Annotated in this window: 7 protein-coding genes; all 7 read left to right on the top strand. The window is 59.0% G+C overall.

The annotated features are described in order from the left end of the window. The first annotated feature begins 228 nt into the window (after positions 1–228). The 7 genes from I2E69_RS00530 to I2E69_RS00500 all read left to right on the top strand — a co-directional run bounded on the left by I2E69_RS00530 (position 229) and on the right by I2E69_RS00500 (position 12905). The gene (locus I2E69_RS00530) at positions 229–3465 is read left to right on the top strand and encodes a SusC/RagA family TonB-linked outer membrane protein (protein WP_195458202.1); all 3237 of its coding nucleotides are present in this window, start codon (positions 229–231) and stop codon (positions 3463–3465) included. 28 nt (positions 3466–3493) lie between these two features. Continuing rightward, a complete protein-coding gene (locus tag I2E69_RS00525; RefSeq protein WP_195458201.1) occupies positions 3494–5383 on the top strand; it encodes a RagB/SusD family nutrient uptake outer membrane protein in 1890 nt (629 codons plus the stop codon). Between the two features lie 31 nt (positions 5384–5414). Next, on the top strand, positions 5415–8429 hold the full coding sequence (locus I2E69_RS00520) for a hypothetical protein (RefSeq protein WP_195458200.1): 3015 nt from the start codon (positions 5415–5417) through the stop codon (positions 8427–8429). A gap of 221 nt (positions 8430–8650) precedes the next feature. Continuing rightward, the gene (gene sufB / locus I2E69_RS00515; protein ID WP_195458199.1) at positions 8651–10096 is read left to right on the top strand and encodes a Fe-S cluster assembly protein SufB; all 1446 of its coding nucleotides are present in this window, start codon (positions 8651–8653) and stop codon (positions 10094–10096) included. Positions 10097–10111: 15 nt separating this feature from the next. Continuing rightward, positions 10112–10864: a Fe-S cluster assembly ATPase SufC gene (sufC, locus tag I2E69_RS00510; protein WP_195458198.1), complete on the top strand. Its 753-nt coding sequence runs from the start codon at positions 10112–10114 to the stop codon at positions 10862–10864. Beyond that, on the top strand, positions 10864–11685 hold the full coding sequence (locus I2E69_RS00505; RefSeq protein WP_195458197.1) for a SufD family Fe-S cluster assembly protein: 822 nt from the start codon (positions 10864–10866) through the stop codon (positions 11683–11685). The genes sufC and I2E69_RS00505 overlap by 1 nt, the downstream gene beginning before the upstream one ends. A 2-nt stretch (positions 11686–11687) precedes the next feature. Next, positions 11688–12905 (top strand): aminotransferase class V-fold PLP-dependent enzyme, encoded by a 1218-nt coding sequence (locus I2E69_RS00500; protein WP_195458196.1) that lies wholly within the window; start codon positions 11688–11690, stop codon positions 12903–12905. Positions 12906–12995 lie beyond the last annotated feature (90 nt).

Below are 12995 nucleotides of genomic sequence, written 5' to 3'. Positions count from 1 at the left end.
CCCTCTGCGGAAAATTGTCTTCTGAAAAATCCTCCTGAAAGGGAGGATTTTTTGCCCCGCTTTTCCTTTCCCAGGGCCCTGGAGGGCCATTCGGGCCGGATTGACAAATTATCCATGAGAAGTGATAAAAATTACCAATCGAATCCTCCGGGGCAATTTATTTTTGTATAGGGAAATACCCCCTTTTACGGAAAAGCGAAAACCTAATTATTAACCAAAACCTTTTATATGAAAAGCTTTACTCTAAAGTTCGCCCTGTTGTTCTTGCTGGGTGTGGGTCTGGCCTCCACGGCCGCGGCTCAGAAAATCGGAGGAGTCGTCAAGGATTCGGCGGGCAAACCGGTTATCGGAGCTTCGGTGATCGTAGACGGTACGACCTTGGGAGCAAGTTCGGGCGTCGACGGGCAATGGTCGCTCAACGTCCCCGATGCTTCGAAGAAGACGCTGGTGATCTCCTATATCGGGATGAAGACCCAGCGTATACCCATCGGCAACAAGACGCAGATCGACGTTAAGCTCGAAGACGAGTCGACGGCGATGGACGACGTGGTGGTCGTAGGTTACGCCACCGTGAAACGCCGCGATGTCGTGGGCTCGGTCGCCTCGGTCAACGCCGAGACGCTCCAGCAGATGCCCGTGGCTTCGGTCGCCGAGGCGATGACGGGCCGCATGGCCGGTGTGCAGGTGACGGCGACGGAGGGAGACCCCGATGCCGAAATCCGTATCCGCGTGCGCGGCGCCGGTTCGTTTTCGTCGGACGGTGCACCGCTCTATATCGTCGACGGCTTCCCCGTGGAGAGCATCAGCGACATCTCCTCGTCGGAAATCCAGTCGATCGACATCCTGAAGGACGCTTTCTCGACGGCGATCTACGGTTCGCGCGGCGCCAACGGCGTTGTGCTGATCACCACCAAAAGCGGCGAGAAGGGTAAAGTGAATGTAAACTATAATGTATACTGGGGTTTCAAGGATATCGCCCGCAAGAACCAGGTGCAGGCGCTCGACCCCTCGCAGTTCGCCAAGTGGCAGTATGAACTTGCCGCCATGCAGAACAAAGTCTCGGACAACTACGAACCCTATTTCGGATCGTTCTCCGACATCGACCTCTACGACGGAATCACCGGCAACAACTGGATGGACCAGCTCTTCGGCCGCACGGGCGAGCAGTTCAACCACAACCTGACGGTTTCGGGCGGAGGCGATAAATTCAAATGGAACGCCACTTACGCGCGTCTGTACGACAAGGCGATCATGATCGGCTCGAATTACAGCCGCGACAACCTCGGCCTGAAAACGCAGTTCAAGGCCAACAAGCGCATTACGCTCGACTTTAACATCCGTTATTCGCGCATCAAGGTTCGCGGCGCGGGCGCCAACTCGCTCAACGACTCGGGGTCGCAGACTACGGGCCGCCTGAAGAACGCCATGCTCTATACGCCCATTCCGCTGAAGGCCCAGATCGAGGGTGGCGACGACCTGGAGGAGAACTCCTCCGACGCCGTGATGCCGACGGTCGCCGTTTCGGATTCGGACCGCAAGCGCGAGCGCACCAACTGGACCGCCAATGCGGGCTTTACGTGGGAGATCGTCGACAACCTCAATCTGAAAGTAGAGGCCGGCCTGGAGGATTACCGCCAGGAGACCAACTCGTTCTACGGCGTGACGACCTACTATTCGAAGGTCGGCGGTTCGGGTTCGACCGTTCCGGGAACCCCTTCGACCAACTATAACGACGTGTCGCGCCGCCGCGTACGCAACACCAATACGCTGAACTACGATTTCAAGAAACTCATCAGCAACGACAACCACCACCTCAACGTGCTGCTCGGCCAGGAATACATCATCACCGAGCAGCGGACGTTCAATACATGGGTCGACGGACTGCCCGATTTCTACACCGCCGAGCAGGCGTGGACCTTCATGGGCTCGGCTTCGAACGCCAGTTCGTCGAACATGAACTATGCGGCCGACGACATCCTGCTTTCCTATTTCGGACGCCTCAACTACGACTTCAAGGGCAAGTACATGCTTTCGGCTACGATGCGAGGCGACGGTTCGTCGAAGTTCTCGAAGGGCCAGAAGTGGGGTTATTTCCCCTCGGTGGCCGCTTCGTGGCGCATTTCCGACGAGTGGGGGCTGAAGGACCAGAAGTGGCTCGACAACCTCAAACTGCGTTACAGCTTCGGTACGGCGGGTAACAACAACATCCCGACCGGCATGGGCGGCCTGACGCAGCTCTACGAGGTCGGCACGGGCAGCAGCTTCATTTACGGCGATCCGGTTTACTGGACGCCCAACGGCAACGGCGCCAGCGAAAGCTACATGGCCAATGCCAACCTGACGTGGGAAACGACTTATTCGCACAACCTGGGTCTCGACTTCGGGTTCTGGCGCAACCGCCTCTCGGGATCGGTCGAGGTATACCAGAATACCACCGAGGACATCCTGATGCGCTATCCGGTTTCCGGTTCGGGGTACAGTTTCCAGTACCGCAACGCCGGAACGATCCGCAACCGCGGCCTGGAGGTGTCGGTGGCTGCCGTGATCGTCGAAAAGGCGAAGTACGGGGTGAATTTCAATGCCAACATCGCGTTCAACCGCAGCCGCATCATGGACCTGGCCGGACTGGAGACCTATTCGCAGTCGTCGGGCTGGAACAACAACGTGACCGACTACTATGCCGTCCTGGGCGGCGCCATCGGCGACATCCGGGGCTATACGACGCTGGGCCGCTACGAGGTCGAAGATTTCGACCTGGACTACTACAACGAGACGGGCAAATGGAAGACCCTCGACGGATCGAACTGCGCCGGCGTGGTGGGCGACATGCGTCCCGGATCGCTCAAATTGCTCTGCGACGCCGACGGCAATCCCATCCAGGGCAAGATCGGTAACGTGCAGCCCAAGTTCACGGGCGGTTTCTCGCTCTCGGCCTATGCTTACGGTTTCGACGTGGCTGCGAACTTCACCTATTCCTACGGCAACAAGGTTTTCAATGCCAACAACGTCGAGTTCACCTCGTCGCAGAAATACACGGGCAAGGGCGTGATCCGCAACCTGTCGGATGCGATGGCCCTGGGCAGGCGCTGGACCAATGTCAACTGGGAGACCGGCGCCCTGATCACCGATCCCGAAGAGCTGGCTGCCGCCAATGCCGCGACGAGCATGTGGTCGCCCTACATGCCGCAGACGGTCGTTCACAGCTGGCTGCTGGAGGATGCTTCTTACCTGCGCCTTTCGTCGCTGACGGTGGGCTATACGCTCCCCGCAAGCTGGACGCGCAAGGTACGCATCAGCAAGGTGCGTCTCTATGCGACCGGAACCAACCTCTTCTGCTGGACGCCGTACAGCGGCTTCGATCCCGAGGTCGACACGCGCCGCGCGACGCCCATGACCCCCAACGTCGACTACTCGGCCTATCCGAAGAGCCGTTCGTGGGTTTTCGGTGCGAACATCAGCTTCTAACCTTTAACCGACAGAAAACAATTCAACGATGAAAAAGTTAATCTATATCCTTGCCTGCGCCGGCCTGCTGGCCACCTCGTGCGGCGAAGACCTGCTGGATACCCGTTCGTCTTCCTCGTCCGATTCGGCGACCATGTTCTCGAACGAGACCTATGCCGAGGCGGCTATCATGAATATCTACCGCCAGTTCGGCGTCGATAAGTCCTATCGCAACCGCTGGCTGGTTTATTACGGAGTCAATACCGATACGGAGTGGTACGTCGGTGCGTCGCCCGACAAACCCACCGATACGAAGACGCTGATTTATACCTATAACCCTTCGTACGACGATGCGAACAGCCAGCTCAACGAAAGCAACGGCCAGTTTGCACTGGCTTACACCGCTATCGAGAATGCGAACCTCGCCATCGCGGGCCTGCGCAAGTACGGCAACGTCGAGAGCAATGCCGGGATGCGCTACCTGCTGGGTGAAGCACTGGTGCTGCGCGCGCTCTTCTACCACGACCTGATCAAGGCCTGGGGCGACGTTCCCGCGCGTTTCCAGCCGATCGGCGAAACGGGCGATGTCGTAAAGCCCAAGAGCGACCGCGACGTGATCTACCAGCAGATTATCGGCGACCTGGAAGAGGCTGTGAACTATGTTTACTGGCCCAACGAGTCCGGCAAGACGGGCCTGACGACCCGCGTTAACAAGGCTTTCGCCTACGGCCTGCTGGCCCGTGTGTGCCTCTCGGCCGCCGGGTATTCGCAGCGCCCCGACGAAGGGCAGATCGGCACGGGCAATGTCGGGCAGAACCGTCGCAGCAAACTCACCGAAAGCGGCCAGGTATGGGGCGACAACGCCCTTTACAAAACGGCGCTCGATGCCTGCAAGGAGGTTATTGCCAAGGAGAATGCCTGTGTAGGGCTGGAAGGCAGTTTCGAGGAGATATGGCGCGACATGATGAAGCGCGAAGTCGCCGCCGGAGGCGAGACGCTTTTCGTGATTCCTTTCGCTGACAACCGCGGCCAGTGGATGAACAACTATGCCGTGAAACACTACACGGCGGATAAATACTGCGGCAAGGCCAATGCCGGCGGTACGATCGGCCCGGTTCCGACGTTCTTCTACGAGTTCGACAAGAACGACCGCCGCCGCGACATCTCGTGCGTTCCCTACCGCTGGAATTCCGGCAAGCAGGAGTTGGAGAATATCCAGAAATGGTACAGCGGCAAATACCGCTACGAATGGATGAACGAGGTCATCTCGGGCAACGACTGCGGCATCAAGCCGATCGTTATGCGCTATGCCGACGTGCTGCTGATGGCCGCCGAAGCCGCCAACGAACTCAACGACCTCGACTATGCCAAAGTGCAGTTGCGCAAGGTCCGCTACCGCGCTTTCAAATCCGACAATGCGGTCGATACCTACCTCGCTTCGATCGGTTCGAAGGACGCGATGTTCAAGGCCATTTACAGGGAGCGCATGCTCGAATTCAACTGCGAGCAGGTTCGCAAGCAGGACCTGATCCGCTGGGGGCTGCTCAAAGCGTCGCTCGACGACACGAAGGCTAAGATGAAGGCCATGCTCGACCATATGTCATACACGTCGGAGTTGACGGGCAAAACCTATGAATTCGACCTTATCGGCTCGAAGGTCTACTACAAGTACGACGCCGACGGCGAGACGATCCAGCTTCACGGACTGGATGTCGGCGAGGCCGGCGATCCCGAGGGCACGGGCTGGACGCTCTTCACCTCGAAGAAGACCGACGGCACGACCGAGGAGGAGTATATCAAGAGCGGCACGACCGCCACGGCACGTATCGACATGATCTACCAGTACGATCCCGATGTGCACATGTTCTGGCCGATGTTCAAACAGTCGATCACGACCAACGGACAACTGGTCAACGACTATGGTTATCCGATGCAATAGCGCCCCGAATTGGAAACAAACAAGAAAACGCATGAAAACGATCATCAATAAATTCCTTCTGCTCGTGATGCTCTTCGCCGGATCGGCGGCGCTTCACAGCTGTTCGGACCCCGACGGGATTCTCGACGACATCACCTACGGCCGCGAGTTCTCCCCGCTGAATTTCACCCATACGTTGTCCAACAATGTCAACGTAACCTTCTCATGGACGGTCATGACCGGAATCGCCGATTATACGCTGACGCTCTCCTATACCGACGGCGAGGGCGGCGTTTACGACCAGGTCGACCTGATCGCCCCGCTCGACGGCGACGGCAACACCGTCAAGACGATGGAATACTCGTTCAGGGAACTGCCCGGCAACCGCGAGTGGATCGCCGAACTGGTCGCCGTGTCGCAGCGTGCGGGTGTCGCCGATTCGAAAGCCGCGACCTGCACGTTCGCAACGGGCGTCGAGAATCTCTTCCTGAACGACGGCAAGATGGGTGACGACGACGTGACGGCCACGACGGCCCTGCTGCGCTGGGTTGCTGGTTCGAACGTCACGCACCTGAACGTCACGCCCGACGTGGGCCTGCTCAAACTGACATCTGCCCAAATCGCCGCCGGTGAGTACCAGTTGACCGATCTCGTCACGGGTACTTCCTACACGGTCGAGCTGCTCCGCGACGAGGCTGTACGCGGTACGGTGTCGTTCGTCGCTTCGGATAAGATCGACGTGGATGTGGTCGACAAGACCGCAACGACGGTTACCCTCGCCTGGGGCGCCGAGCAGCAGGTTACGAGCCTCGTGCTGAAGGGCGGCGACGACGAACGCAACGTCACGCTGACCGATGCCCAGATTGCCGCGCATACCTATACGTTCGAAGGCCTCAAGGCGCAGACCGAGTACGCGGTTTCGGTCTATATCGCCGGTGTCGAGTCGGGCAACCTGGTCGTTACGACCCTGGGACAGTCCACTTTCTGGGACTTCACCGACGCCTCGAAGTGGCCGGTCGTGAACTGGGAATCGGTTCAGACCATCGACGGGCTCACGATTCTGGCCACTTCTTCGGGTAAAAACGTCCAGGTGAGCGCCGATGCCGACTACGGCTACAACTACCTCGACCTGCGCGGCAAGTCGACCGTCAAGACGGGCGAGGCTCCCACCGAACGCGCTTTGCAGTTCTCCGTCGTGGGCGAAGGCGTGATCGCCATCGACTGCTACGCCAATGGCTCGGGACGTAACTTCTACGCTTATGTCGATGCACTGGGCAAGAGTTTCGGACCCTTTGAAGCTCCCACGGCCGACAACCGCGGCAAGGTCTACATTCCCTGTCCGGGCATCCCGGCAGCGGCCAAGGTTTCGATCTGGACCGATGCGACGATCAACCATATTTACAGCATCGGCTGGTATGAGGGAACCGAGGCTCCGGGGCAGAACGCCACGCCGCTCGATGCTCCCGTGGTGACGGCCGATCCCGCCGAGGTAACCAAGGGCGACAACGCTCCCGTGACCTTCTCGTGGGCCGCTGTTCCCAACGCTTCGGCCTACACCTATCGTCTCGCGCTGACAACGCTTGTCGGCGAGACCGAGGAGGTCGTACGCCTCTCGGAGACTGTTTCGACGACCGAGATGACCGTTCCGGCCGCCACCGTTGCCAAACTCAAGCCCGGAACCTACACGATTTCCGTGACTGCGGCCGCCATTTCCGACTACCTCTACAAGCCCTCGCCGGCAGGCAGCGCCACGCTGACGGTCAACGACACCAAGCTGGCGACTCCCGTCGTGACGCTCGATCCCGCGAAGGTTACCGTGGGCGCTTCGTCTGCCGTAACGGCTTCGTGGGCGGCAGTCGACGGTGCGGCTTCGTATGCCGTCACCTTCAATGGCGGCACTTCCGAGACGGTGAATGCAGCCTCCTACACGATCTCCGCCGCAACGGTCGCTGCGCTTGCCGTGGGCGAGTATACGATCTCGGTGGTCGCCAATCCCGCCGACGCTTCGGCGCAGGCTTCCGATGCCGGTACGGCCAAACTGACCGTCGCCGACGCTTCGACGGGACCTGGTACGGCTTCGGTATGGGGCGCGGATGAATTTGCGGCTATCTGGGCCGGGTTTGGCAACAGCACGGGCGATATTGCCGCAGCGGCACTGACGACAATGACCGAGACGGCCGACCTGAAAAAAGATGCCGACGGCTTCACTTATAAGGGCCTTTCGTTCCTGATGGGCGGTGGCAAGTTCAAATTTGCGCAAAACAACAATGCCGACGGGCAAAAGGCGCTCCGTTTCCAGTTTGGAGGCACGGGCAGCCTGACTAAGGCAAACGTGTCGTTCAAGGTGGATGCCCCTGGTACGCTGGTCGTTGAGGCTGTTTCCGGCGGGGATGCTGCCCGTCCGTTGGCTGTGGCCATTGACGGTATGGAGTTGTCCACGCAGGATGTTCCGGACAAGACGCAGAATGCCGCAAAGTTGACTTATGATTGTTCGTCGGCCTCAGCCGGATCGACGATCACGATTTACAGCAAGAACAGTGGTATCAATGTATTCTCGATCATCTGGACCCCGCAAGGCGGATCGACTCCCGGCGGTTCGGGAACCGACTACACGATGACCCTCTCGGCTACGGCAGGTGTCCTTTCGTCCAACATTTCGGGACTGCCGGCCAGTTGGGGAGACAACACGTGGACGGCAACCGACAATACGGGCACCAGCACGATCACCTTCACCGGTAATATCTATTACAGCAACAGCGCTACGAAGAATATCGTGTGGTATTTCAACAAGGGCAAGGCGGAAACGCATGTCGCGGCTTCAGGACTGGGTAAAATCCGTAAGATCACGATCAACCCGAATTCGGCCCGCAAGCCCGAACTGCTGACGTGTACCTACGGAACCTCTGCGACGGTTCTGGCCGCCACGGAACCGACCGGAACGAATTCCTCCACAATCACCTTCGATTTCGCTTCGGCAGGAATCGACTCGGACGATTTCCGGATCGACTTTACGGACACCGCCACGAATATCGAAGTCGGCTCGGTCGTGATCGAATACACCAAATAGCCGGAGGCTTTGCAGGAAAGGGGCGCGGATTATTCCGCGCCCCTTTTTTGTCGTTTGACCGTTCCGGAACCAGATTTGCAGGGTCGCATTGTGAAAAGTAAATGGATTTTTGTACCTTTGCCGAATATAGACTTCGGCTTGGATAGGCGCTCCTATGGCATGGCTAAAGATACCGCCCTGCCTTCGGGCTGCACGATCTTAGGTTTGAAATTTTGCACATAATGGCAGAAAACGAAAAAGACATACTGGAAAATATCGGAGAGCAGGAGTACAAGTACGGCTTTACGACGGACATCGAAACCGAAACCATCGGCAAGGGTCTCTCGGAAGATGTCGTGCGGCTGATCTCCGCCAAAAAGGGCGAGCCGGAGTGGATGACCGAGCGGCGCGTGGCGGCTTACCGCCACTGGCTGACGCTGGAGCCCCCGACGTGGGCCCACCTGACGATCCCCCCGATCGACTTTCAGGAGATCATCTACTATGCGGCCCCAAAGTCCAAAAAACAACTGAACTCGATGGACGAGGTGGACCCCGAACTGAAACGCACCTTCGACAAGCTGGGCATTCCGCTCGAAGAGCAGATGGCGCTGGCGGGCGTCGCCGTCGATGCGGTGATGGACTCCGTGTCGGTGAAGACCACCTTCAAGGAGGTGCTGGCCGAAAAGGGTATCCTCTTCTGTTCGATCTCCGAGGCGCTGCGCGACTTCCCCGAACTGGTGAAAAAGTACCTCGGCAGCGTGGTTCCCTATACCGACAACTTCTATGCAGCGCTGAACGCCGCGGTTTTTTCCGACGGTTCGTTCTGCTACATCCCCAAAGGGGTGCATTGCCCGATGGAGCTGTCGACCTACTTCCGCATCAACGCCGCCGGTACGGGGCAGTTCGAACGCACGCTGATCGTGGCCGACGAGGGTTCCTACGTGAGTTATCTCGAAGGGTGCACCGCGCCGCAGCGCGACGAAAACCAGTTGCATGCCGCCGTGGTCGAGATCGTCGTCGAGAAGGATGCGGAGGTGAAGTATTCCACCGTCCAAAACTGGTATCCCGGCGACAAGCAGGGGCGGGGAGGCATTTATAACTTCGTCACCAAACGCGGTTTTTGCCGCGAGAACGCCCGCCTGTCGTGGACGCAGGTCGAGACCGGGTCGGCGATCACGTGGAAATACCCGAGTTGCATCCTTGCAGGCGACAATGCCGTGGGTGAATTCTATTCGGTGGCTATGACCAACAATTTCCAGCAGGCCGACACGGGTACGAAGATGATCCACATCGGCCGCAACACCCGCAGCCGCATCGTTTCGAAGGGTATCTCCGCAGGCCGGAGCCAGAACTCCTACCGCGGCATGGTCCGTGTGGCGAAGGGGGCCGAGAACGCCCGCAACTATTCGCAGTGCGATTCGCTGCTGATCGGCGACAAGTGCGGGGCGCATACGTTCCCCGTGATCGATGTCCGCAACCGTACGGGCGTGGTGGAGCACGAGGCCACGACTTCGAAAATCTCCGACGACCAGCTTTTCTACTGCAACCAACGCGGCCTTTCGACCGAAGATGCCGTGGGGCTGATCGTCAACGGTTATGCCCGTGAGGTGTTGTCGAAACTGCCGATGGAGTTTGCCGTCGAGGCCCAGAAGCTGCTGGCCTTGCAGTTGGAAGGAAGTGTAGGATAATAAAAGAAAAAAGATATGTTAAAGGTACGTAATTTACACGCTTCGGTCGACGGCAAGGAGATTCTCCGGGGCATCGACCTCGAAGTCAAGGCCGGCGAGGTGCATGCCATCATGGGCCCCAACGGCTCGGGCAAGTCGACGCTGGCTTCGGTGCTGGCGGGCAATGAAAAATTTACCGTCACGGAAGGTTCGGCTGAATTCATGGGTCACGACCTGCTGTCGATGCCGATCGAGGACCGTGCGCGCCTGGGCCTGTTCCTGGGTTTCCAGTACCCGGTCGAGATTCCGGGTGTCACGATGGCCAATTTCATGAAGCTGGCCGTCAACGAGCAGCGTAAGTTCCGCGGCGAAGAACCGCTGACCGCTGCCGAGTTCCTGAAGCTGATGCGCGAGAAGAGTGCCGTGGTGGAACTCTCGTCGAAACTCACTTCGCGGGCCGTGAACGAAGGGTTCTCGGGCGGCGAGAAGAAGAAGAACGAGATTTTCCAGATGGCGATGCTCGACCCGAAACTGGCGATCCTGGATGAGACCGATTCGGGCCTCGACATCGACGCCCTCAGGATCGTCGCTACGGGAGTGACCAAACTGCGCACGCCCCAGAACGCTACGGTGGTCATCACGCACTACCAGCGTCTGCTGGATTATATCGTGCCCGACGTGGTGCACGTGCTCTACAAGGGCCGCATCATTCATTCGGGTGACAAATCGCTGGCGCTCCGGCTCGAAAAAGACGGATACGACTGGCTGATCAACGAACACAAGGAGTAATGGAGACGATTCTCGACATAATCCGCCGGTTTCGTACGGCAGACGGCGAGGTGCTCCGGATCGCCGGGGTGGAGGCCGAACCGTTTGTGGCGGTCGATCCCCGGAAACTGCGGGTGGAAGCCGCGGCAGGCGCTTCGGCGCAGGTCGTCGTGCTGCACACTGCACCCGAAATGTCGGAACTCCGGGTGGAACTGGCCGAAGGAGCGCATCTGGAACTGACCGAATTATTCACGGCAGAGGCATTTGCCGAGGTGTACGTGACGCAGGCTGCGCACAGCCGCTGCCGCCTGACGACGGTGCAGTTGTCTAGCGCCAACGCGTCGTATAGGATCGATCTCGACGGTGCGGATGCCGAAAACGAACTGGGAGGCGTCTTCCTTGCCGCAGGCGAGGAGCACTGTGTGCTGAAACTGCACACGGCGCACAATGTTGCCGACTGCCGCAGTAATTCCTATGTCAAGGGTGTCGCCGGAGGCTGTGCCGTGGGCGAGTTCTGCGGAATGGTCTATGTGGCTCCCGATGCCCAGCGCACCGATGCCCGGCAGCAGAGCCGCAACATCCTGCTGAGCGAAACGGCCCGCATCACGACCCAGCCGCAGTTGGAAATCTATGCCGACGACGTGAAATGTTCGCACGGAGCGACGGTGGGGCAGATGGATGCGGAGGCTATCTTGTACATGCGCCAGCGCGGCCTGAGCGAGGCCCAGGCCCGGCGGTTGCAAATCGAAGGGTTCGTCGGCGACGTGGTCGTCCGCTGCGGCATCGAGCCGCTTTGCGGGGCGATCCTGGAACTGGCGTCGGCCAAAATGGAAAAATTATAGCGATGTTCGATGTCGAAAAAATACGCGGGGAGTTCCCGATCCTTTCCCGGGAGGTTTACGGCAAACCGCTGGTTTACCTCGACAGCGGGGCTACGGCGCAGAAACCGTTGTCGGTGATCGATACGGTCGATTGCCTCCACCGCGACCTGAATGCCAACATCCACCGTGGGGTACATCTCCTCTCGGAAGAGGCCACGGAGCAGTACGAAGCCGCCCGGGCGCGGATCGCCTCGTTTATCGGTGCGGCCGAAAAGGAGGAGATCGTCTTTACGGCGGGCGCTACGGCGTCGCTCAACACGGTGGCTTACGCCTGGGGCGGCGCCTTCGTCAAGGCCGGGGACAATATCGTCGTGAGCGAGATGGAGCACCACTCCAACATCGTTCCGTGGCAGATGCTGGCCGAACGCCAGGGCGCCGAAATCCGGGTGCTTCCGTTCGACGATGCCGGAGCGCTGCGCATGGACCTGCTGCCCGGGCTGATCAATGCGCGTACGCGTATCGTGGCCGTGACGCAGGCGTCGAATACGCTCGGCACGCGGCCCGACCTGCGGCCCGTTGTCGAAGTGGCGCATGCCGCCGGGGCGATCGTCGTGGTCGACGGCTGTCAGGGCGTGGTGCACGGCGGGGTAGATGTCCGGGAGATGGACTGTGACTTTTACGCCTTTTCGGGGCATAAACTCTACGGCCCGACGGGTATCGGCGTTCTTTACGGCAAGCGGGATTTGCTCGAAGCCATGCCGCCGTTTATGGGCGGCGGCGATATGGTCGATACGGTGACCTTTGCCAAGACCACCTATGCCCCCGTGCCGCTGAAATTCGAGGCTGGAACGGCTAATTTCGTCGGGGCGATCGGATTGGGCGAGGCGGTAAAATTCATGCAGCGATTCGACCCGGCGGAGATCGAGGCGCACGAAGAAGCGTTGCTGCGCCGCGCCACGGAGCGGCTGACAGCCGTCGACGGACTCCGGATTTACGGGACTGCGCCCGGCAAATGCGCCATCGTGTCGTTCAACGTCGAAGGTGTGCATCCCTACGATATGGGAATGATCCTCGACAAACTGGGCATTGCGGTCCGTACGGGCCAGCACTGCGCCGAACCCGTGATGGACCACTACGCTACGACCGGCATGTGCCGGGCTTCGTTTGCCCTGTATAATACGCTCTCCGAGGCCGATGCGCTGGCCGACGGGGTCGAACGTGCGGTGCGGATGCTGAGGTAATTAAAAATGAAAAATTAAAAATGAAAAATTAGGGATGTATAATTGAAAATTTGCATTACTCGATGTTGGATATGAGATGTAATTTTTATT

The organism is Alistipes sp. D31t1_170403_E11, assembly GCF_015553985.1.
GTDB classification, from domain to species: domain Bacteria; phylum Bacteroidota; class Bacteroidia; order Bacteroidales; family Rikenellaceae; genus Alistipes; species Alistipes montrealensis.
This window is presented reverse-complemented; position numbering and strand designations above follow the sequence as displayed.

Coding starts and splice junctions, on each gene's coding strand:
- I2E69_RS00505 (WP_195458197.1), top strand. CDS start 10,864: ATGGAGACGATTCTCGACATAATCCGCCGGTTTCGTACGGCAGACGGC.
- sufB (WP_195458199.1), top strand. CDS start 8,651: ATGGCAGAAAACGAAAAAGACATACTGGAAAATATCGGAGAGCAGGAG.
- I2E69_RS00520 (WP_195458200.1), top strand. CDS start 5,415: ATGAAAACGATCATCAATAAATTCCTTCTGCTCGTGATGCTCTTCGCC.
- I2E69_RS00530 (WP_195458202.1), top strand. CDS start 229: ATGAAAAGCTTTACTCTAAAGTTCGCCCTGTTGTTCTTGCTGGGTGTG.
- I2E69_RS00525 (WP_195458201.1), top strand. CDS start 3,494: ATGAAAAAGTTAATCTATATCCTTGCCTGCGCCGGCCTGCTGGCCACC.
- I2E69_RS00500 (WP_195458196.1), top strand. CDS start 11,688: ATGTTCGATGTCGAAAAAATACGCGGGGAGTTCCCGATCCTTTCCCGG.
- sufC (WP_195458198.1), top strand. CDS start 10,112: ATGTTAAAGGTACGTAATTTACACGCTTCGGTCGACGGCAAGGAGATT.